General features: G+C 61.6%; 20 protein-coding genes. 8 read left to right on the top strand and 12 right to left on the bottom strand.

Annotation, left to right across the window (positions count from 1 at the left end; translation table 11 throughout):
- Window positions 1-7: 7 nt before the first annotated feature.
- A complete protein-coding gene (locus CAG02_RS24770; RefSeq protein ID WP_085711533.1) occupies window positions 8-616 on the bottom strand; it encodes a LysE family translocator in 609 nt (202 codons plus the stop codon).
- A gap of 106 nt (window positions 617-722) precedes the next feature.
- On the opposite strand from CAG02_RS24770, the gene CAG02_RS24765 reads away from it, so the two are divergent.
- Window positions 723-1,601, top strand: a complete 879-nt coding sequence (locus CAG02_RS24765) for a LysR substrate-binding domain-containing protein (protein ID WP_085711532.1) — start codon at window positions 723-725, stop codon at window positions 1,599-1,601.
- A 52-nt stretch (window positions 1,602-1,653) separates the two neighbouring features.
- Here CAG02_RS24765 and CAG02_RS24760 read toward each other — a convergent pair whose 3' ends face one another.
- From CAG02_RS24760 to CAG02_RS24740, 5 genes are all read right to left on the bottom strand, one after another.
- Window positions 1,654-2,673, bottom strand: coding sequence for a branched-chain amino acid aminotransferase (locus CAG02_RS24760; RefSeq protein ID WP_085711531.1), 1,020 nt, complete (start codon window positions 2,671-2,673; stop codon window positions 1,654-1,656).
- A gap of 211 nt (window positions 2,674-2,884) precedes the next feature.
- Complete coding sequence (gene lpdA, locus CAG02_RS24755) at window positions 2,885-4,258, bottom strand: dihydrolipoyl dehydrogenase (protein WP_085711530.1); 1,374 nt, start codon at window positions 4,256-4,258, stop codon at window positions 2,885-2,887.
- Between the two features lie 4 nt (window positions 4,259-4,262).
- Complete coding sequence (locus CAG02_RS24750) at window positions 4,263-5,534, bottom strand: dihydrolipoamide acetyltransferase family protein (RefSeq protein WP_085711529.1); 1,272 nt, start codon at window positions 5,532-5,534, stop codon at window positions 4,263-4,265.
- Window positions 5,535-6,593: an alpha-ketoacid dehydrogenase subunit beta gene (locus CAG02_RS24745; RefSeq protein ID WP_085711528.1), complete on the bottom strand. Its 1,059-nt coding sequence runs from the start codon at window positions 6,591-6,593 to the stop codon at window positions 5,535-5,537. It abuts the gene before it with no gap.
- A 1-nt stretch (window position 6,594) separates the two neighbouring features.
- Window positions 6,595-7,830, bottom strand: coding sequence for a 3-methyl-2-oxobutanoate dehydrogenase (2-methylpropanoyl-transferring) subunit alpha (locus CAG02_RS24740; RefSeq protein ID WP_085711527.1), 1,236 nt, complete (start codon window positions 7,828-7,830; stop codon window positions 6,595-6,597).
- A gap of 185 nt (window positions 7,831-8,015) precedes the next feature.
- On the opposite strand from CAG02_RS24740, the gene bkdR reads away from it, so the two are divergent.
- Window positions 8,016-8,504, top strand: coding sequence for a Bkd operon transcriptional regulator BkdR (bkdR, locus tag CAG02_RS24735; protein WP_007915088.1), 489 nt, complete (start codon window positions 8,016-8,018; stop codon window positions 8,502-8,504).
- Between the two features lie 12 nt (window positions 8,505-8,516).
- Here bkdR and CAG02_RS24730 read toward each other — a convergent pair whose 3' ends face one another.
- Together CAG02_RS24730 and CAG02_RS24725 are read right to left on the bottom strand one after the other, a co-directional pair.
- Window positions 8,517-9,377 carry a tyrosinase family protein gene (locus tag CAG02_RS24730; RefSeq protein ID WP_085711526.1) on the bottom strand — a complete coding sequence of 287 codons (861 nt, stop codon included), beginning with the start codon at window positions 9,375-9,377 and terminating at the stop codon, window positions 8,517-8,519.
- Window positions 9,378-9,504: 127 nt separating this feature from the next.
- Complete coding sequence (locus CAG02_RS24725; protein WP_085711525.1) at window positions 9,505-10,368, bottom strand: MBL fold metallo-hydrolase; 864 nt, start codon at window positions 10,366-10,368, stop codon at window positions 9,505-9,507.
- A 99-nt stretch (window positions 10,369-10,467) separates the two neighbouring features.
- Here CAG02_RS24725 and CAG02_RS24720 point away from each other — a divergent pair, with 99 nt between their 5' ends.
- The 3 genes from CAG02_RS24720 to CAG02_RS24710 are packed head-to-tail and all read left to right on the top strand — an operon-like array spanning window position 10,468 to window position 12,899.
- Window positions 10,468-10,806 carry a helix-turn-helix transcriptional regulator gene (locus CAG02_RS24720; RefSeq protein WP_007952897.1) on the top strand — a complete coding sequence of 113 codons (339 nt, stop codon included), beginning with the start codon at window positions 10,468-10,470 and terminating at the stop codon, window positions 10,804-10,806.
- Window positions 10,807-10,844: 38 nt separating this feature from the next.
- A complete protein-coding gene (locus CAG02_RS24715) occupies window positions 10,845-12,089 on the top strand; it encodes an FAD/NAD(P)-binding oxidoreductase (protein ID WP_085711524.1) in 1,245 nt (414 codons plus the stop codon).
- A 9-nt stretch (window positions 12,090-12,098) separates the two neighbouring features.
- Window positions 12,099-12,899 carry a sulfite exporter TauE/SafE family protein gene (locus tag CAG02_RS24710; RefSeq protein WP_065258956.1) on the top strand — a complete coding sequence of 267 codons (801 nt, stop codon included), beginning with the start codon at window positions 12,099-12,101 and terminating at the stop codon, window positions 12,897-12,899.
- A 42-nt stretch (window positions 12,900-12,941) separates the two neighbouring features.
- Here CAG02_RS24710 and CAG02_RS24705 read toward each other — a convergent pair whose 3' ends face one another.
- The gene (locus CAG02_RS24705; protein ID WP_085711523.1) at window positions 12,942-13,892 is read right to left on the bottom strand and encodes a polysaccharide deacetylase family protein; all 951 of its coding nucleotides are present in this window, start codon (window positions 13,890-13,892) and stop codon (window positions 12,942-12,944) included.
- Window positions 13,893-14,088: 196 nt separating this feature from the next.
- On the opposite strand from CAG02_RS24705, the gene CAG02_RS24700 reads away from it, so the two are divergent.
- Both CAG02_RS24700 and CAG02_RS24695 read left to right on the top strand, forming a co-directional pair.
- Window positions 14,089-15,744, top strand: a complete 1,656-nt coding sequence (locus CAG02_RS24700; RefSeq protein WP_085711522.1) for an MFS transporter — start codon at window positions 14,089-14,091, stop codon at window positions 15,742-15,744.
- The gene (locus CAG02_RS24695) at window positions 15,741-16,883 is read left to right on the top strand and encodes an HlyD family secretion protein (protein WP_085711521.1); all 1,143 of its coding nucleotides are present in this window, start codon (window positions 15,741-15,743) and stop codon (window positions 16,881-16,883) included. The genes CAG02_RS24700 and CAG02_RS24695 overlap by 4 nt, the downstream gene beginning before the upstream one ends.
- Window positions 16,884-16,885: 2 nt before the next feature.
- On the opposite strand, the gene copD is transcribed toward CAG02_RS24695, so the two are convergent.
- The 3 genes from copD to CAG02_RS24680 are packed head-to-tail and all read right to left on the bottom strand — an operon-like array spanning window position 16,886 to window position 18,591.
- Complete coding sequence (gene copD / locus CAG02_RS24690) at window positions 16,886-17,743, bottom strand: copper homeostasis membrane protein CopD (RefSeq protein ID WP_085711520.1); 858 nt, start codon at window positions 17,741-17,743, stop codon at window positions 16,886-16,888.
- 3 nt (window positions 17,744-17,746) lie between these two features.
- Entirely contained in the window at window positions 17,747-18,109 is a 363-nt protein-coding gene (gene copC, locus CAG02_RS24685; protein WP_085711519.1) for a copper homeostasis periplasmic binding protein CopC, read from the bottom strand.
- Between the two features lie 47 nt (window positions 18,110-18,156).
- Entirely contained in the window at window positions 18,157-18,591 is a 435-nt protein-coding gene (locus CAG02_RS24680; protein WP_085711518.1) for a GNAT family N-acetyltransferase, read from the bottom strand.
- 147 nt (window positions 18,592-18,738) lie between these two features.
- On the opposite strand from CAG02_RS24680, the gene CAG02_RS24675 reads away from it, so the two are divergent.
- Window positions 18,739-19,359, top strand: a complete 621-nt coding sequence (locus CAG02_RS24675) for a TetR/AcrR family transcriptional regulator (protein ID WP_007952885.1) — start codon at window positions 18,739-18,741, stop codon at window positions 19,357-19,359.
- Window positions 19,360-19,363: the final 4 nt, after the last annotated feature.

Here is a 19,363-nt window from a genome sequence, read left to right as displayed (position 1 = left end):
CGTCCGATCAGCGAGTCGCCGAAGCCATCAACAAACCAAAACCGGCAAAGGTCACGCCCGAGACTTTCGCTGCCAGCCATGAACCTTTCGGACTCGACAACCAGCCTTTGGCGGCATTGGCGAGCAGGGCATAGCTGCCGTGCACCAGAATCACCAGCACGGCGTAAGAAGCCACCAGTTTGAAGAACTGCGGAAGGAAAACCTGTGTGGTGTCGATGAACTGCGGGAACACTGCCAGAAAAAAGAAGATGGCTTTGGGATTGAGAAACTGCAGGGACGCAGCTTCCAGAAAGCGGTAGCTCGGGCGCGAGGGGCGGACGTGTTGCAGGGTGCGGAAACGATCCGAACGCCAGCTCTTGAAACCCAGGTACAACAGGTAAGCGGCGCCGGCGAATTTCAGCACGGTAAAGGCCGTCGCCGAGGCGCTGAGGATCAGGCCGACACTGGTTGCACTGACGGCGGCAACCACGAAGGCTCCCGAGGCGATCCCCAGAATCCCCGGCACCGCACCGGTCCAGCCCAGGCGTACGGCGCTGGACAGGGTCAGCACCACGCCCGGGCCGGGGCTCAAGATGGTCAGGGTGGCGAAGATTACAAAGAGTCCGTAGCTGTGCATGTCTGGCTCCGTCGGGGCGCGTGTTTGGGCGTGCGGGCAGATTGGCGTGGCGACAGACGTGTGACAAACGCTTTAAATGCAGCGCATACGTGACTAAATTAGACCCATGAACAAATCACTCCCGCCGCTCAATGCGGTTCGTGCCTTTGCGGTTGCCGCCCGTCACCAGAGTTTCACGTTGGCGGCCGAAGAGCTGCACGTGAGCCACAGTGCCGTCAGCCGGCACATCAAATTGCTGGAAGAACACCTGGGTGTGTTGCTGTTCGAGCGGCGCATCCGGCAATCGCTGCTGACGCCTGCCGGCCAGCGTTTTTATCAGCAGGTCAGCGCCGGTCTGGCGCAGATCGCCGACGCGGCTGCCGAGTTGCGGCAGCAGGCCGCACGGCCGACCGTGACCATCAACACCCGGCCGTCCTTTGCCCAGTTGTGGCTGATGCCCCGGCTGGATGACTTCACGGCAGAACATCCGGACATCGAACCGCAGGTGATCACCCAGACCCGCTCTCCGGATCCGGCACGAGACAGCTTCGACATCGTCATCCGCCGTGGTCGCGACGACTGGGCACCGACCATCGAGTCGCACCCGTTGTTTGAAGATGAGTTGCTGATGGTGGCGGCGCCCGAGCTGATCGAGCGAATCCCCTTGGCGGACCTTGCGGATCTGGGCCGGCACACTTTGCTGACGGTCAGGGCCCGACGCGAAGACTGGCACCACTGGGCGCTGCGTTTCGGTCAGAGTCAGAGTGCAACCCAGGAGATTCGTCAGTTCGATTACATGCATCGAGTCATGGAGGCCGCCGTGGCGGGTGAGGGCGTTGCGTTGTGCCCGACCACGTTGCTGGGCACGCACCTGTCGAGCGGTCGACTGGTCTGCCCGTTGCCTGATTTGCGGATGCCGTTGCCCCGTTATTACTACGGCGTGGCGCCGCAGGCCTCTGCCTCGGCCCAAGTGTTTCTGACGTGGCTGCAAAAACAGACCCCATGAAAAAGCCCCCATCGATTTCTCGATGGGGGCTTTTGTGCATCTGGCCGTCAGATCAAACCTTGACGATCCAGCCGGCTGGCGCTTCGACGTCGCCGGTCTGTACGCCGGTCAGCTCTTTGTAGAGCTTCTGGGTCACAGGGCCGACTTCGGTTTCGCTGTGGAACACGTGCAGGTGATCGTTGTAGCTGATGCCGCCGATCGGGGTGATCACCGCAGCGGTACCGCAGGCGCCGGCTTCCTTGAAGTCCGACAGCTTGTCGATGAACACGTCGCCTTCGACCACTTCCAGGCCCAGACGGGACTTGGCCAGTTCGATCAGGGACAGACGGGTGATGCCCGGCAGTACCGACGGCGAGTTCGGGGTCACGAACTTGTTGTCGTGGGTGATCCCGAAGAAGTTGGCCGAACCGACTTCCTCGATCTTCTTGTGGGTCAGCGGATCCAGGTAGATGGCGTCAGCGAAGTGCGCTTTCTTGGCCTGGGAGCCCGGCATCAGGCTGGCAGCGTAGTTGCCACCGACCTTGGCGGCACCGGTGCCTTGTGGCGCGGCGCGGTCGAAGCTGGAAATCTGGAAGTTGTGCGGGGTCAGGCCGCCCTTGAAGTAGGCGCCGACCGGGATCGCGAACACCGAGAAGATGAACTCAGGGGCGGTACGCACGCCGATGTTGTCACCCACGCCGATCACGAACGGACGCAGGTACAGCGCGCCGCCGGTGCCGTAAGGCGGGATGAAGCGCTCGTTGGCGCGAACCACTTCCTTGCACGCTTCGATGAATTGCTCGGTGGACACATGCGGCATCAGCAGGCGGGCGCAGCTGCGCTGCATGCGCGCGGCGTTCTGGTCCGGACGGAACAGGTTGATCGAGCCGTCCTTGCAACGATAGGCCTTCAGGCCTTCGAAGCATTGCTGGCCATAGTGAAGGGCAGTGGAGCCTTCGCTGATGTGCAGCACGTTGTCTTCGGTCAGGGTGCCTTTGTCCCACTCGCCGTTGCGAAAGTACGACAGATAGCGTTTATCGGTCTTGATGTAGTCAAAACCCAGCTTGTCCCAATTGATGCTTTCGTTACCCATGACACCCTCTATCACTTAACAACCGTCGAAACGGTTCAAGGCTTCTGACGTTTTTTTGGATGGGCACAACAATACTTCATTCTTGAGCGGTTTCGCAGCCCGGGCGATGGGGGGAGCAGCAGATTTATTAGCCTGCTTATGAAAAAACTCCCCCGCGTCGGTTCTTTTGATCGTTCCCACGCGGAGCGTGGGAACGATCTGAGGCTGAGAGTTACAGGTGCAACGCATGCCCGAGGGCACGCAACGCTGCTTCCTGCACCGCTTCACCCAGGGTCGGATGCGCATGGATGGTGCCGCCGATGTCTTCCAGTCGCGCACCCATTTCCAGGCTTTGCGCGAACGCAGTCGACAGCTCCGACACTCCGACACCGACCGCTTGCCAGCCGACAATCACATGATTGTCCCGACGGGCGACCACCCGCACGAAGCCGGTTTTCGATTCCAGGGTCATCGCCCGGCCATTGGCCGCGAACGGGAAGTTCGACACGATGCAGTCCAGTCCCGCCGCCTTGGCTTCATCCGGGGTCTTGCCGACGACGACCAGTTCCGGGTCGGTGAAGCACACGGCGGCGATGGCGGTCGGGTTGAACTCGCGGGTCTTGCCGCTGATCAGCTCGGCAACCATCTCGCCCTGGGCCATGGCGCGGTGGGCCAGCATCGGCTCGCCGCTCAGGTCGCCGATGGCGTAGACGTTGCGCATGCTGGTCTGGCAGCGGCTGTCGATCTTGATCGCCGAGCCGTTCATGTCCAGGTTCAGCGCTTCAAGGTTCCAGCCCTGGGTGTTGGGTTGGCGACCGACCGCCACCAGCACCTGATCGGTTTCCAGGTTCAGGGTGTCGCCGTTCGGATCACGCACCTGCAACGTGCCGTCGAAACCCAGCACGCTGTGCTTCAGGTACAGCTTCACGCCCAGTTGCTTCAGCGCTTCGTGCACCGGTTGGGTCAGTTCCGCGTCGTAGGCCGGCAGGATGCGATCCTGCGCTTCGACCACACTGACCTCGGCGCCGAGCTTGCGATAGGCAATGCCCAGCTCCAGACCGATGTAACCACCGCCGACCACGATCAGGCGTTTTGGCACGGACTTCGGCGCCAGTGCTTCGGTGGACGAAATGATCGGCCCGCCAATCGGCAGGATCGGCAGGTTGACGCTTTTCGAACCGGTGGCGAGCACCAGGTGTTCGCACTGGATGCGGGTGTCGCCGACTTCCACGGTTTTGCCGTCGATGACCTTGGCCCAGCCGTTGATGACCTGAACCTTGTTTTTCTTCAGCAGCGCGGCGACGCCAGTGGTCAGGCGATCGACGATGCCGTCCTTCCATTCGACGCTTTTAGTGATGTCGAGGGTCGGCGCGGAGACGCTGATGCCCAGTGCCGAATGCTGATTGTGATGTCGAGTCTGGTGAAACTGCTCGGCCACATGAATCAGCGCTTTCGACGGAATGCAGCCGATGTTCAGGCAAGTACCGCCCAGCGATTCGCCCTCGACCAGAATGGTCGAAATGCCCAGTTGTCCGGCACGAATGGCCGTTACATAACCGCCAGGGCCGCCGCCGATAATCAGCAGCGTGGTGTTCAGAGTTTGCATGCCATCACTCCACAAACAGGGTCGCGGGTTGTTCGATCAGGCCACGAATGGCCTGGATGAAGAGCGCCGCGTCCATGCCATCGACCACGCGGTGATCGAAGGAACTGGAGAGGTTCATCATCTTGCGGATCACCACCTGGCCTTTGACGACCATCGGGCGTTCGACGATTTTGTTCACGCCGACGATGGCCACTTCCGGCAAGTTCAGCACCGGAGTGCTGACGATGCCGCCCAGGGCGCCGAGGCTGGTCAGGGTGATGGTCGAGCCGGACAGCTCATCGCGGCTGGCCTTGCCATTGCGGGCGGCAGTGGCGAGGCGGGAGATTTCCGCCGCGCTGTCCCACAGGCTGCGTGCTTCGGCGTGACGCACCACCGGCACCATCAGGCCGACGTCGCTTTGGGTGGCGACGCCGACATGCACCGCGCCGAGGCGGGTGATGACCTGGGCTTCGTCGTCGTAACGGGCGTTCATCTGCGGGAAGTCGCGCAGGGCGACGACCAGTGCACGCACCAGGAACGGCAGCAAGGTCAGCTTGCCACGGCTGGCGCCGTGTTTTTCATTCAGGTGTGCACGCAGTTCTTCAATCGCGGTGACGTCGATTTCCTCGACATAACTGAAGTGCGCAGCACGCTGAGTGGCGTCCTGCATGCGCTGGGCAATCTTGCGGCGCATGCCGATAACCTGAATCTGTTCTTCATCGTGACGCTGGGCGTACGCGGCGGCGACCGGCGCTGAAGCGTTCGACTGACCTTGCGCCAGATAAGCCTCGAGGTCTTCGTGCAACACACGACCGGCCGGGCCGGAACCGCGCACCAGACGCAACTGAATGCCCAGATCCAGCGCATGTTTGCGCACGGCCGGCGAGGCGAGCGGACGCTCATCGGCTTCACGGGCAACCATCGGGCCCTGGCAAACCGGAGCCGTACGTGGCGCGACGGGTTTGCTTTCAACGACCGCTTCAACTTTCGGTGCGACAGGTGTTTCCTTCGCTGCAACAGGCGCCGGTTTGTCGGACTCTTTCAGATTGCCAGCGCCTTCCACTTCGATGCTGATCAGAATACTGCCGACCGCCATCACTTCGCCCGGCTGACCGCCTAGGGCAATTACCTTGCCGTGCACCGGCGAGGGAATGTCGACCATCGCCTTGTCGGTCATCACATCCGCCAGCACCTGATCTTCAACGACCAGATCGCCGACCTTGACGTGCCATTGCGACAGTTCTACTTCTGCGATGCCTTCGCCGATGTCCGGCATCTTGATAACGTGCGTGCCCATTCAGACCTCCATGACCCGTTTCAGCGCCGCGCCCACACGGGACGGCCCTGGGAAATACGCCCACTCCTGCGCGTGCGGGTAGGGGGTGTCCCAACCGGTGACGCGTTCGATCGGCGCTTCCAGGTGGTGGAAGCAATGCTCTTGCACCAGCGACACCAGTTCGGCGCCGAAACCGCAGGTGCGGGTGGCTTCGTGAACCACGACGCAGCGGCCGGTTTTCTTCACGGATTTGACGATGGTTTCCAGGTCCAGCGGCCACAGGCTGCGCAGGTCGATGACTTCAGCGTCCACGCCGCTTTCTTCGGCGGCGACTTGCGAGACGTACACGGTGGTGCCGTAGGTCAGCACGGTGACGTCCTTGCCCGGACGGGCGATGGCGGCGACGTCCAGCGGCACGGTGTAGTAGCCGTCAGGCACCTGTGCTGCCGGGTGTTTCGACCAAGGCGTTACCGGGCGTTCGTGGTGGCCGTCGAACGGGCCGTTGTACAGGCGTTTCGGCTCCAGGAAGATCACCGGGTCATCGTTTTCGATGGAGGCGATCAGCAGGCCCTTGGCGTCATACGGGTTGGACGGCATGACGGTGCGCAGGCCGCAGACCTGGGTGAACAGGGCTTCGATACTCTGACTGTGGGTCTGGCCACCGTAGATGCCGCCGCCGCAAGGCATGCGCAGGGTCATCGGCGCGGTGAATTCGCCGGCGGAGCGATAACGCAGGCGTGCCGCCTCGGAAATGATCTGGTCGTAGGCCGGGTAGACGTAGTCGGCGAACTGGATTTCCACCACCGGACGCAGACCGTAGGCGCCCATGCCCACGGCGGTCCCGACGATGCCGCTCTCGGAGATCGGTGCGTCGAACACCCGCGAGGTGCCGTACTTGGCCTGCAGGCCTTCGGTGCAACGGAACACACCGCCGAAGTAGCCGACGTCCTGGCCGAACACCACCACATTGTCGTCACGTTCAAGCATCACATCCATGGCCGAGCGCAGGGCCTGGATCATGGTCATGGTGGTCGTGGTCATGGCGGTTTCCAACTGAATATTGTTGTTGTGGTCGTTCATGTCAGATCCCCAACTGCTGACGCTGGCGCTTCAAGTGCTCCGGCATCTCTTTGTAGACGTCTTCGAACATGGTCGCGGCGCTTGGAATCTGGCCGCCGGCAAGGGTGCCGTACTGTTCGGCCTGTTTCTGTGCGGCGATCACTTCGGCTTCGAGCTCGGCGCTGACGGCGGCGTGCTCGTCTTCCGACCAGTGGCCGACCTTGATCAGGTGCTGTTTCAGGCGGGCGATCGGGTCGCCCAGCGGGAAGTGGCTCCAGTCGTCGGCAGGACGGTATTTGGACGGATCGTCGGAAGTCGAGTGCGGGCCGGCACGGTAGGTGACCCATTCGATCATGGTCGGGCCAAGGCCGCGGCGGGCACGTTCGGCAGCCCAGGCGGAAGCGGCGTAGACCGCGTAGAAATCGTTACCGTCGACGCGCAGGGAAGCGATGCCGCAACCGACGCCGCGTCCGGCGAAGGTGGTGGCTTCACCACCGGCAATGGCCTGGAAGGTCGAGATCGCCCACTGGTTGTTGACCACGTTGAGGATCACTGGCGCACGGTAGACGTGGGCGAAGGTGAGGGCGGTGTGGAAGTCCGATTCGGCGGTGGCGCCGTCGCCGATCCAGGCCGAGGCGATTTTGGTGTCGCCCTTGATCGCCGAGGCCATGCCCCAGCCCACGCCCTGAATGAACTGGGTGGCGAGGTTGCCGGAGATGGTGAAGAAACCGGCGTCCTTGACCGAGTACATGATCGGCAGCTGACGTCCCTTGAGCGGGTCGCGCTCGTTGGACAGCAGCTGGCAGATCAGGTCGACCAGCGGTACGTCGCGGGCCATCAGGATGCTTTGCTGGCGGTAGGTCGGGAAGCACATGTCGTCGGTGTTCAAGGCCAGGGCCTGGGCACTGCCGATGGCTTCTTCGCCGAGGCTCTGCATGTAGAACGACATTTTTTTCTGACGCTGGGCGACCACCATGCGGTTGTCGTAGATCCGGGTCTTGAGCATGGCGCGCATGCCTTTGCGCAGGATCTCGACCGGCACGTTTTCGGCCCATGGGCCGAGGGCGTTGCCCTGGTCGTCGAGCACGCGGATCAGGCCACGGGCCAGGTCGGCAGTGTCGGCGGGTTCAACGTCGATGGAAGGTTTGCGCACCGTGCCGGCATCGGTCAGATGCAGGTAGGAGAAGTCGGTTTTGCAGCCTGGGCGGCCCGAAGGTTCAGGGACGTGCAGACGCAGCGGTTCATACGCTTGGGTCATGGCTTCTACGCTCGATCTTGTGAATTTCTTGTAGTGAGCTGGCAGTCATTCTTCGATAAAAGAAATCTTGTCCTACAACAATCATAGGCCCGGGCAAGAAGAATATTTCTCTCTGTTTCGTTGCGCTGGAGATCATTTGCAGATAGAAATTCTGCATAAACATAAAAAACAGGTGGTTTTGTCTCATGCGCAAACTGGACCGTACCGACATCGGCATTCTCAACAGCCTTCAGGAGAATGCGCGCATCACCAACGCCGACCTGGCCCGTTCGGTCAATCTGTCGCCGACACCGTGCTTCAACCGGGTCAAGGCGATGGAAGAACTGGGGCTGATCCGCGAGCAGGTGACCCTGCTCGATGCCGATCTGCTCGGGCTGCACGTGAACGTGTTCATTCACGTGAGCCTGGAGAAGCAGGTGGAGGAAGCGTTGCAGCATTTCGAAGAAGCGATTTCCGACCGGCCGGAGGTCATGGAGTGCTACCTGATGGCCGGCGACCCGGACTATCTGATCCGGGTGCTGGTGCCGACCATTCAGTCCCTTGAGCGCTTCATGATGGACTTCCTGACCAAAGTGCCGGGCGTGGCCAACATTCGGTCAAGCTTTGCGCTCAAGCAGGTGCGCTACAAGACCGCTTTGCCGTTGCCGGCGAACGGTCTGACCCTCGGCAACTGATCGCTGGCCGGGTTACAGGCGGTCATATCGATAATTCAGCTCCGTCGTATGGATCGCCTGCCCAACCGTGAATGTTTGTGCCCAGGGGGCTAGTTCATTCTCCGGGTGGAAAACCAGCGCTGTTTCATTCATTGCATCAGGGTCGCCTTCCATGGGCGTGAATGCCGGGAGGCGCGGATGTTGATGTTTCCAACGTTCCCACAGCAGATCCATGTAGCAGTGATGCAGGAAGAAGACCGGATCGTTCGGGGAGGCCGCGTGCAGCATGCTGCCGCCCACCCAGGCGTGAACCGGGTTGTGCAACTCTCTTTCCGCCACGTTTTCCCAACCCGCCGGCTCCAGCCAGTAGGGCGTCCTGTTTAGGGCAGAGATGACGGTGTCTTCCGACGGCAAGGCGCCTTCTGCACCCAGGTTTCGAAGCAGGCCCGTGTTTCCCGGCGCCTCGTCCCATACCGTCACTTCAAATTGAGAATGCTCCCGGGAAAACGGGCCGGTGGTGACGCGTTGGTCCAGGGTGTTGTCGCCATTACCCCCCATGAAGTCGGAGGTGAAGGGGTTGTCGGCACCACCGAGTTGCCAGTTCCAGTAAGGCAGGGTGATGCTCGGATTATTGACGGCGGCTTGCAGCGCCAGCTCGAACTGGCGGATCAGAATCCGGTGCCAGGGAAAGAACAGGGGACTGCCGTGCGGATTCGGGACCAGCGGGTTGCCCCGGCCCATCGAATTCTTGTGGATCTGGACAAAGTCGTCATAGCGGCTCTGCTGGCCGGGTCGCAGCACGCTGTCGACATTGTTTTTCAGCCTCAGAACCGCGTCGATGAAAGCGGATTTCTCATCCCGGGACAGATCCCGGTGGTTGCGGCGAATATCCATATTGCCAAAACTCCATTGGTTGATTGCCCAATGAAGTCTGCCTGCTGGCTGAAAAAACGCACAGTTCATCGCATCCGACGTGACAGGTACGAAATCCGTTATTCCCGGTTCCTTGACTGAATTTTTCCTACACAGAGTTGATGGGAATCTTCAGGTAGACAACGCCATTGCCTTCCGCCGGCGGCAGATTCCCGGCCCGCACATTCACCTGAATCGCCGGCAGCAACAGGGTTGGCATGCCCAAACCCGCATCACGTTTGGTCCGCATTTCGACAAACGCAGCTTCGTCGACGCCGTCATGCACATGGATATTACTTTTACGCTGCTCGCCCACGGTGGTCTGACATTGCGAGGCACGACCCTGCGGTGGGTAGTCGTGGCAGACGTAGAGCTTCACGCTGGCGGGGAAGGCCAGCAGTTTGTGGATCGAGTTGAACAGTTGATGCGCGTTACCGCCGGGGAAGTCGCAACGGGCGGTGCCTACGTCGGGCATGAACAGCGTGTCGCCGACCAGGATCTGCTCGCCGTCGATCAGGTAGGCCATGTCCGCCGGGGTGTGACCGGGGACGTGCAGGGCGGTTGCCTTGAGGTTGCCGATCCTGAACGACTCGTTCGGCGCAAACAGATGATCGAACTGCGAGCCGTCGACACGAAATTCCGGCTCGAGGTTGAACAGCGCCTTGAACACGTTCTGCACTTTGCTGATCGATTCGCCGATGGCGATCTTGCCGCCCAGCTCGCGGCGCAGGTAGGGCGCGGCGGACAGGTGGTCGGCGTGGGCGTGGGTTTCCAGCAACCACTGCACTTGCAGATGGTGGGCGCGCACGAAGGCAATGATTTTGTCTGCCTGGGCCGTGCAGGTGCGGCCGGCGGCGCCGTCGTAGTCGAGCACCGGATCGACGATCGCGCACTGTCCGCCATCGGCCTCGTAGACCACGTAGCTGTAGGTCGAGGAGGCGGGGTCGAGGAAAGCTTCAATCAGCGCGGGCATGGACAGGGTCCTGTGCAGGAAGGTGGAAAGTCAGGGTTGCAACACTTTATGTAAACACATAATGTCCGCAGCTTAAGTGACGTTGAAGGCATCCTGCAAATGCAATCCAGTCTGACCGAATGTGAAGTCGCCCAGCTGAGGGCTTCGGCCTCCAAGGCCTGTTCGTTGCTCAAGGCCCTGGCCAACGAGGACCGTTTGCTGATCCTGTGCCAGTTGACCCAGGGCGAACGCAACGTCGGCGAGCTGGAGAAAATGACCGGCGTGCGCCAGCCGACCCTGTCCCAGCAATTGGGCATCCTGCGTGATGAAGGGCTGGTCGCGACCCGACGTGAAGGCAAGTACATTTTTTACGGCCTCGCCAGTCATGAAGTCATCCAGGTGATGAAAACCCTGTCCGGACTCTACTGCGGAGCCGTGCTCAAAAGCTGGGCGCAATAGACCCGGCTATCCTTGCGTGCAGCAATAAGGAACAAGCAATGAACGATCAACACTGGGGCCCATCCATCAGTGCAGACATCGTGGTCATCGGCGGCGGCACCGCCGGCATCGGTTTTGTCGCCAGTCTGCTCAAGCGTGATCCGCACCTGAAAGTGACGGTGATCGAGCCGAGTGCCCAGCATTACTACCAACCGGCGTGGACGCTGGTCGGCGGTGGTGCCTACGACGCCAAAGACACCGCCCGACCGATGAACAAGGTGATGCCGCGTCAGGCCACCTGGATTCAAGCGGCAGTGACGGCCATCGATCCCGAGCAGCGCCGTCTCACCCTCAACGATCAACGCACCGTCAATTATCAGAACCTGATCGTCTGCCCCGGCCTGCGTCTGGCCTGGGAGAGAATCGAAGGCCTGCAGGAAAACCTCGGCCAGCACGGCGTGACGTCCAACTACAGCTATCAGCACGCGCAATACACCTGGGATCAGGTGCAGAAGCTGCGCGGCGGCAAGGCGCTGTTCACCCAGCCGGCAATGCCGATCAAATGCGCCGGCGCGCCGCAGAAGGCGCTGTACCTGTCCTGCGATCACTGGCTCAAGAACGGCGTTCTGAACAAGGTCGAGGTTGAATTCAATCTGGCGGGTGCGGCGCTGTTCGGCGTGGCGACGTTCGTGCCGCCGCTGATGAAGTACATCGAAAAATACAACGCCCGCCTGGCGTTCAATGCCAATCTGGTGAAGGTCGACGGCCCGGCGAAAACCGCCTGGTTCGAGGTCAAGGATGCCGACGGCAACGTCACTCAGGTGGCCAAGACCTTCGATCTGCTGCACGTCGTGCCGCCACAGGTTTCCCCGGACTTCATCGCACAAAGCCCGCTGGCCGACGCCGCCGGCTGGTGCGAGGTCAACCCGCACAGCCTGCAACATCCGCGTTACCCGGAGGTGTTCGCGCTCGGCGATATCTGCAACACCACCAACGCGAAAACCGCTGCCGCCGTGCGCAAGCAGGTCGTGGTGGTCGCCGAGAACCTGCTGGCCCAGCGCAAGTCTCTGGCGTTGACGCTGAAATACGACGGCTACGGTTCCTGCCCGCTGACGGTGGAGAAGGGCAAGGTGATCCTCGCCGAGTTCGGCTATGGCGGCAAGTTGCTGCCGACCTTTCCCCTCGATCCGACCGTGCCACGGCGTTCCGCGTGGTGGCTGAAGGCATCCCTGCTGCCGTGGTTCTACTGGAACGGCATGCTCAAGGGCCGCGAGTGGCTGACGAGTCTGTCCAAAGTCGACTGAGTACTCCCTATGTTGCTGGCAAGTCTGTTTGGCGTGGTGATGGGATTGATCCTCGGCTTGACCGGGGCCGGCGGCGGGATTCTCGCGGTGCCGGCGCTGGTGCTCGGGCTGGGCTGGACGATGACGCAAGCGGCGCCGGTGGCGCTGTTCGCCGTGGGCAGTGCGGCGGCGGTCGGAGCCATCGATGGTTTGCGTCATGGACTGGTGCGCTACCGCGCGGCGCTGTTGATCGCGGCGCTCGGGGCGGTGTTTTCGCCGCTGGGCATCTACTTCGCGCACCAGTTGCCGGAGAAGGTCCTGATGATTCTCTTCAGCCTGCTGATGGTGATGGTGGCCTGGCGCATGCTGCGTCGCGAACGCCAGCAAGAGGGACCGAGCGATCATGGCCACGCCAGTTGGGGCCAGAAGAACTGCATGCTCAATGAACAGACCGGTCGCTTCGACTGGACCGCCAAATGCACCGCAACCCTCGCGGCGTTGGGCGCGGTCACCGGTGTGGTGTCGGGGTTGCTGGGCGTTGGCGGCGGGTTCCTGATCGTGCCGGCGTTCAAGCAACTGACCGATGTGCAGATGCGCGGCATCGTCGCCACGTCCCTGATGGTGATCAGCCTGATTTCCGCCATCGGCGTGATCGGTGCGTTCCATGCCGGGGTGCGGATCGATCATCTGGGCGCGGCGTTCATCGTGGCCAGCATTGTCGGCATGATCATTGGCCGCAAACTTTGCGCGCGGGTACCGGCGAGGACATTGCAGGTGGGATTCGCCAGTGTGTGCCTGGTGGTTGCGGCTTATATGCTGCTGCGGGCCTGAGTCGTTACAGAGAAAATCGCAGCCTGGGCTGCGATTTTTTTGTCATTGGTTGTACGCCGCCTCGGTGTTGTCGATCAGCGGGTTTTTCTCGGTCAGCACCACCTGGGCGATCTGATCCTTGCGCATGAAGGTCACCTTCGGATGCGATTGCGCATAGTGGATAAAACGCTCCATCGCCTCGACCATCGCCGGCGTGCCGCCGATGCGGTCGTGCAGACTCACCGACATCATCCGCCGCTTGCTCGCGCCTTCGGCGTAGAGGCGATCGAATTCCAGCACCAGCTGCTGATAAAACTGCTCGGCGGAGAAATGCCTGCCTTCGATCAGCACAATGTCGTTGTTGCGCAGGGTGTAGGGCACCACGGCGAATTTGCGCCCGCGAACCATGGTCACGAACGGCTCATCGCGGCTTACATCGTCGATGTGGTAGGTGAAGTTCAGATCCTGCAGCACCTTCAACGTATTGGGACTGCGCCGCAGCCAGTTGGCGTTGTAACCGACCGAACGCTGGCCGGTGATTTTTTCCACCGCTGTGACGCCGTCGCCGATGAACTGTTTCTCCTGGGCGTAGTTCATGTTGTACGAATCGGCCCAGCGCATGCCGTGGGCCGCCAGTTCATGGCCGCGCTCGGCAATCGCCCTGGCCAGTTCCGGGTGCTTGAGCGCCGCCTCACCGACCACGTGGGAGGTGACCTTGATGCCGGTGCGATCCCACAGATCGAGCATGCGCCACAGGCCTTCCTTGTAGCCGTAATCGAACCAGGTCTGCGCCGGCAAGTCCGGATAACCTTTGGTCAGCGGCGTGCCGGAAAACGGACTTTCTGCGCCCTCGGGCTGGCCACCGGTTTCGAATTGCATCGACACCGAAATCACCAGTTGCGAGCCATCCGGCCACGGGCGTTCCTGGGCGAAGGCGAGGGCGGGCAGTAACAGGGTGGCTGCCAGCAGGTTTTTCAGCAGACGCGGGGAGCGTTGCCAGCGGGACGTGGTCATAACGGGCACCTTGCAGGTTGAGAAGTGCGGCAAGGTTGGCATCCGCTACGCTTGGGAAAAATCCGCTGCGGGCGAGATGACCTTTAAACAAAATTTACGAATCCACCACTGACTTGTGGGAGCAAGCGCCCACAGGGATATGTGTTTGGCTGCCGTTTTGCGGCACACTCAAGCCATCACCGTACAAGGCCTTTCCATGGATCGATACGCCCCGCGCAACTGGCAGCCTCACGAGAAGCCCAGTCTGCCCGGATCCCCCTCGACGCCGTTGCATTCCAACCCCAAGCGCCTGGCCTATGCGCTGGTCGGGTTGCTGGTGGCGTTGACCGGCGGATTGGGCAATTCGCTGGTGGTCGCCAACCTGCCTTATCTGCAAGGCGCGCTCGGGGCGACCACGGCGGAGATGGCCTGGCTGCCGGCGGCGTATGTGATGACCAACGTGTCGATGAACCTGCTGCTGGTGAAGTTTCGCCAGCAGTTCGGGCTGCGGGCGTTCACCGAGGTGTTTCTGGTGCTATATGCGCTGGTGACCTTCGGCCATCTGTTCGTCAATGACCTGAATTCGGCGGTCGCCGTGCGTGCCGCCCACGGCATGGTCGGCGCGGCATTGAGCTCGCTGGGCTTGTATTACATGGTGCAGGCGTTCCCGGCCAAATGGCGGATGAAGGCGTTGGTGCTCGGTCTTGGCACTTCGCAACTGGCCTTGCCGCTGGCGCGGCTGTTTTCCGAAGACCTGCTGCAGATTGCCGAATGGCGCGGCCTGTATCTGTTCGAGCTGGGCATGGCGCTGCTGTCGCTGGGTTGCGTGTTGATGCTCAAGTTGCCGCCCGGCGACCGTTTCAAGACCTTTGAACCCCTCGATTTCCTGACCTTCGCGATTCTTGCCAGCGGCGTGGCTTTGCTGTGCGCGGTGCTGTCCCTGGGCCGGATCGACTGGTGGCTGGAGGCGCAGTGGATCGGCATTGCCCTCGCCGCATCGATTGCCCTGATCCTCGCGGGACTGGCCATCGAACACAACCGCAGCAACCCGATGCTGATGACCCGCTGGCTCGGCAGCGGAGTGATGATCCGTCTGGCGCTGGCGGTGATCCTGATTCGCATGGTGACCTCGGAGCAATCCACCGGCGCTGTCGGCTTCATGCAAAACCTGAACATGAGCAGCCAGCAGTTGCACAGCCTGTACGTGGTGATGCTGATCGGCAGCGTCGCCGGGCTGCTGACCAGTGCGCTGACCATCGACCCGAAACACCTGCTGATGCCGCTGATCGTTTCGCTGGCGTTGATGGCCACCGGTTCGATCATCGACAGTTCCTCGAACAACCTGACCCGCCCCGAGAATCTGTATTTCAGCCAGTTCCTGCTGGCGTTCGGCAGCACCTTTTTCCTCGGTCCGACCATGGTCCTCGGCACGCGCAATGTGCTGACCAACCCGCGCAATCTGGTGAGCTTTTCCGTGCTGTTCGGGATCTGCAACAACCTCGGCGGCCTGATCGGCGCGGCGTTGCTGGGGACGTTTCAGATCGTGCGCGAGAAGTTTCATTCCAGCCATATCGTCGAGCAACTGGTGCTGTCCGACCCGTTGGTGGCCGCCCGGGTGCAGAGCGGCGGTTCGGCGGTCGGCTCCCTGATCGCTGACCCGAGCCTGCGCAACCTGCAAGGCATTCGTAGCCTGGCCAACGCCGCCACCCGTGAAGCCAACGTACTGGCCTATAACGATGTGTTCATGCTGATCGCGGTGATCGCGATCCTCACCATGATCTGGATTTCCATCCGTGCGCTATGGCTGATCAGCACCACCAAAGCCGTCGCCCCGACACCTTCCGTACCTTCCAGCGGTGCCACTTCTTCATGACCGAACCGACCACCACGACCACCAATGCCATTGCCGCCACGCCGGAGGGCGAGGCGCCGCCGTCATCGCCGAACACCGAGCCGCGCTCGTTGCGGGTGCGGATCATCTCGTCGCTGGGCTTTGCCGCGATTGCCATCGTCGGTGTGCTGATCGTGCTGTATGCCTGGCAGTTGCCGCCGTTCAGCAGTGCGGTCGAGACTACCGAAAACGCTTTGGTGCGCGGGCAGGTGACGATCATCGGTCCGCAGCTCAGCGGTTATGTCTATGAAGTGCCGGTGCAGGATTTTCAGTTCGTGAAGGCCGGGGATCTGCTGGTGCGTCTCGATGACCGGATTTATCAGCAGCGTCTGGATCAGTCGCTGGCGCAACTGGCGGTGCAGAAAGCCTCGTTGGCCAACGTCGTCCAGCAACGCAACAGCGCCGAAGCAACGATCAAGTTGCGGCAGGCGGTGGTGGCCGACAGCGAGGCGCAGTTGCGCAAAAGCGAGGCGGACCTGCGCCGCAACACCGCGCTGGTCAATGACGGCTCGGTGTCCAAACGCGAGATGGACGTGGCGCTGGCCGCCAACGCGCAAAGCATTGCATCGGTGGCCCAGGCCAAGGCCAATCTGGAAATCGCCCGGCAGGACCTGCAAACGGTGATCGTCAATCGCGGCTCGTTGGAAGCGGCGGTGGCCAGCGCCGAGGCGGCGGTGCAACTGGCGCGGATCGATCTGTCCAACACCCGCATCATCGCCCCACGTGACGGCCAGCTCGGGCAGATCGGCGTGCGCCTCGGTGCCTACGTCAATTCCGGGGCGCAGTTGATGGCGCTGGTGCCGGACCAGAAATGGGTGATCGCCAACATGAAAGAAACCCAGATGGACAACGTGCGGGTCGGGCAACCGGTGAGCTTCACCGTCGATGCGCTGAACCACCGCAAGTTCACCGGTCACGTTCAGCACATCTCGCCCGGCACTGGCTCGGAGTTCGCGTTATTGCAGGCCGACAACGCTACCGGCAACTTCGTGAAGATTGCTCAGCGGGTGCCGGTGCGGGTGACCATCGATCCGGACCAACAGGAAATCGAACGCTTGCGCCCGGGGATGTCGGTGGTGGTCAGTATCGATACGGCGAAGGGTGATACCCAGAAACACTGAGGTCAGGCCGCAATCATCGGCGGCAGGGTGCCGAGCACGGAAACCGCCGCCACGGCACCGATCCCCAGCAGCCACTCCAGCATCACACTGCGCTTGAGGGTATCGACGCGCTGTTCGCAATCACGGATGCGCAAGCGATTGAACAGCGCCAGCCCCAGCATCCCGAGCACCAGCAAGGCCTTGATCAGCAGGATCAGGGCGAACCCCGAGAACAGCGGCGTCGGCCACCATTGGCCGGTGAGGACGCGCACGTTGATCAGCCCGGTGATCAGCAGACCGGCAACCAGCACGTAGCCGACCCCGCTGAAGCGCTGCAACACGTAGCGCACCGTTTCGCCGGACTGGCGCAGGATCATCACCAGCATAAGCAAACCGCCGAGCCAGGCGCCGACGCAGGTCAGGTGAATGACCTGATTGAGGATCAGCATCTGGCCGCTGAATCCGTCGAGCATCGCCCCGTGGCCGACCGGCGCGAGGGTCATCAGCAGCAATGCGCTCAGGCCCAGCCGCAATGGCTGGCTCGAACGCCAGGGCGTAAACAGCAACACCAGCAACAGGGCATTGATCAGCAGATGCCAGCGCCATACCTGACCGAAAAACGTATGGCCCAGCACCAACTCGACGGTGTCCGGGTCGAAGGCCGCAGCGGTCGAACCGGCCATGCTCGCGGTGATCAGCAACGCCCAGGCGATGCCGCTGGCCAGCGCAATCGCCGTCAACCAGCGGGCCAGCCGCGCCAGCTGCCGATCCAGCGCCGGCGCTTCACCCTTGAGCAGCAGCGGCCGGAACAGCCAGGCCCCGAACAGCATCAACACCACGATGAAATGCAGGAACCGGCACAGCACCAGCGCGTCACTCATGAATTACTGGCCAACCTTGAACTGATAGGCGCCTTCGCTCTTGTGCGTATCGACCGATACCGCGTGCCATTCGACCTTGTATTGGCCAGCGGTCAACGGTGCTTCAGGGGTGACGATCAGGGTTTTCTTGTCGCCTTCGGTGGTCAGCGGCTTGATCTTCACCGGCGCGCCGTCATGGGTCACGGTGACTTTGGTGAAGCTGGCTTCGACGCCTTCGGAAAATACCAGGCGCAGATCCGCAGGGGCGGCGACGGTGCTGTCGGCGGCCGGGGTTTCGCTTTTCAGGTGCGCATGGGCGAACGCCTGGGAGGTGACGACCAGCGAAGCCAGCAGGGCGCCGGCGGTGAACAGTTTTTTCATCGACATGGGCAGTGTCCTTTCAGTGAAATGGCGGGCTGAGTATAGAGCGAGGATCACAGGCTTTTCAGGCGCATGTGCACAACCGGAAAGGGCCGGCCTTCACCGTCGAGTTCCGAGCGGCCGATGTCCTCGAAGCCGTAGTGCAGATAGAAGCCGTGGGCCTGGGGATTCTGTTCGTTGACGTCGACTTTCAGCAACGGGCGGCGGACATGGTCGAGCAAGCGTCGGCCGATGCCCTGGCCACGCCGGGCCGGGTCGATGAACAGCATCTGCACGGTGTCGTCGTCGGTGGCGATGAAGCCCGCCGGAGAGTTGTCGGGGTGCTCGAAGACCCAGACCTCCAGCGCGGGCAGGTAGGCGTCACGGACCAGCGGGAACAGCCGGTGAATGTCGTCTTCCGGAAGAAAGTCGTGGGTGGCGCGGACGGAACGTTCCCACAGGTCGGCAAGTTGCTGATCGTCCGCGGCAATACGTTTGCGAATGGTCATGGACAAGATCCTTCAGTGTCTGACAGGGAGAAGGGGGGCGATCCTAAACCAGAAAAAAGCCCAAGTGTGTGAAGAATCGTTCTCGCCTGTCGCCCCTTGCCCAGAGCGGATGCTAGTCTTCAACAACGTTGTCTTCAGGGAGCCCTCATGGGCAATCACAAGATCGAAATCCGCCGCACCAACGTCGACAAGATCCTGCTGGCGGCGGAAAAAGTCTTCGCCGAAAAAGGCTTCGGCGGTACCGCCATGGCCGACATCGCCGCCGAAGTGCAGCTGCCGCGCTCCAATCTGCATTACTACTTTTCAACCAAGAGCGAGCTGTACAGCGCCGTGCTGTTCGACCTGCTGGAAGTGTGGAAACAGGACGCGCTGTGCTTCGAGATGTTCGACGATCCGCGGGTGGTGCTCAGCAGCTACATCCGCGCCAAGATGAATCACTCGCGCAGCCGACCGTATGGTTCGAAAGTCTGGGCCAACGAAATCATCCACGGCGCGCCGACCCTGGGCGAGGCGCTGGATGTCAGCCTGTACGACTGGGCGAAGATGAAAGAGGCGAAGATCCGTCAGTGGGTGGAGGACAAACGGATTCTGCCGGTGGAACCGTCGAGCCTGCTGTACATGATCTGGGCGTCGACCCAGCACTATGCCGACTTTGATCATCAGGTGAATATTTTGAATGAGCACCAGCCGTTGTCGGACATGCAGTTCGAGCGGGCGGTGCAGACGGTGACCAGTGTGATCTTGCGGGGGATCGGGTTGGAGCCTTGAGCCA

It is taken from the genome of Pseudomonas sp. R43(2017) (assembly GCF_002112345.1).
In the GTDB taxonomy this organism is placed as follows: Bacteria; Pseudomonadota; Gammaproteobacteria; order Pseudomonadales; family Pseudomonadaceae; genus Aquipseudomonas; species Aquipseudomonas kribbensis.
This window is presented reverse-complemented; position numbering and strand designations above follow the sequence as displayed.

What these genes read in the sequence shown, in the direction of transcription:
- copC (WP_085711519.1), bottom strand. Translation starts at nt 18,109, where the DNA reads ATGTCGATGAAAAAACTGTTCACCGCCGGCGCCCTGCTGGCTTCGCTG.
- CAG02_RS24730 (WP_085711526.1), bottom strand. Translation starts at nt 9,377, where the DNA reads ATGGATATTCGCCGCAACCACCGGGATCTGTCCCGGGATGAGAAATCC.
- CAG02_RS24680 (WP_085711518.1), bottom strand. Translation starts at nt 18,591, where the DNA reads ATGACCATTCGCAAACGTATTGCCGCGGACGATCAGCAACTTGCCGAC.
- CAG02_RS24725 (WP_085711525.1), bottom strand. Translation starts at nt 10,368, where the DNA reads ATGCCCGCGCTGATTGAAGCTTTCCTCGACCCCGCCTCCTCGACCTAC.
- CAG02_RS24700 (WP_085711522.1), top strand. Translation starts at nt 14,089, where the DNA reads ATGGATCGATACGCCCCGCGCAACTGGCAGCCTCACGAGAAGCCCAGT.
- CAG02_RS24765 (WP_085711532.1), top strand. Translation starts at nt 723, where the DNA reads ATGAACAAATCACTCCCGCCGCTCAATGCGGTTCGTGCCTTTGCGGTT.
- CAG02_RS24720 (WP_007952897.1), top strand. Translation starts at nt 10,468, where the DNA reads ATGCAATCCAGTCTGACCGAATGTGAAGTCGCCCAGCTGAGGGCTTCG.
- CAG02_RS24715 (WP_085711524.1), top strand. Translation starts at nt 10,845, where the DNA reads ATGAACGATCAACACTGGGGCCCATCCATCAGTGCAGACATCGTGGTC.
- CAG02_RS24770 (WP_085711533.1), bottom strand. Translation starts at nt 616, where the DNA reads ATGCACAGCTACGGACTCTTTGTAATCTTCGCCACCCTGACCATCTTG.
- copD (WP_085711520.1), bottom strand. Translation starts at nt 17,743, where the DNA reads ATGAGTGACGCGCTGGTGCTGTGCCGGTTCCTGCATTTCATCGTGGTG.
- CAG02_RS24750 (WP_085711529.1), bottom strand. Translation starts at nt 5,534, where the DNA reads ATGGGCACGCACGTTATCAAGATGCCGGACATCGGCGAAGGCATCGCA.
- bkdR (WP_007915088.1), top strand. Translation starts at nt 8,016, where the DNA reads ATGCGCAAACTGGACCGTACCGACATCGGCATTCTCAACAGCCTTCAG.
- lpdA (WP_085711530.1), bottom strand. Translation starts at nt 4,258, where the DNA reads ATGCAAACTCTGAACACCACGCTGCTGATTATCGGCGGCGGCCCTGGC.
- CAG02_RS24705 (WP_085711523.1), bottom strand. Translation starts at nt 13,892, where the DNA reads ATGACCACGTCCCGCTGGCAACGCTCCCCGCGTCTGCTGAAAAACCTG.
- CAG02_RS24760 (WP_085711531.1), bottom strand. Translation starts at nt 2,673, where the DNA reads ATGGGTAACGAAAGCATCAATTGGGACAAGCTGGGTTTTGACTACATC.
- CAG02_RS24675 (WP_007952885.1), top strand. Translation starts at nt 18,739, where the DNA reads ATGGGCAATCACAAGATCGAAATCCGCCGCACCAACGTCGACAAGATC.
- CAG02_RS24695 (WP_085711521.1), top strand. Translation starts at nt 15,741, where the DNA reads ATGACCGAACCGACCACCACGACCACCAATGCCATTGCCGCCACGCCG.
- CAG02_RS24710 (WP_065258956.1), top strand. Translation starts at nt 12,099, where the DNA reads ATGTTGCTGGCAAGTCTGTTTGGCGTGGTGATGGGATTGATCCTCGGC.
- CAG02_RS24745 (WP_085711528.1), bottom strand. Translation starts at nt 6,593, where the DNA reads ATGAACGACCACAACAACAATATTCAGTTGGAAACCGCCATGACCACG.
- CAG02_RS24740 (WP_085711527.1), bottom strand. Translation starts at nt 7,830, where the DNA reads ATGACCCAAGCGTATGAACCGCTGCGTCTGCACGTCCCTGAACCTTCG.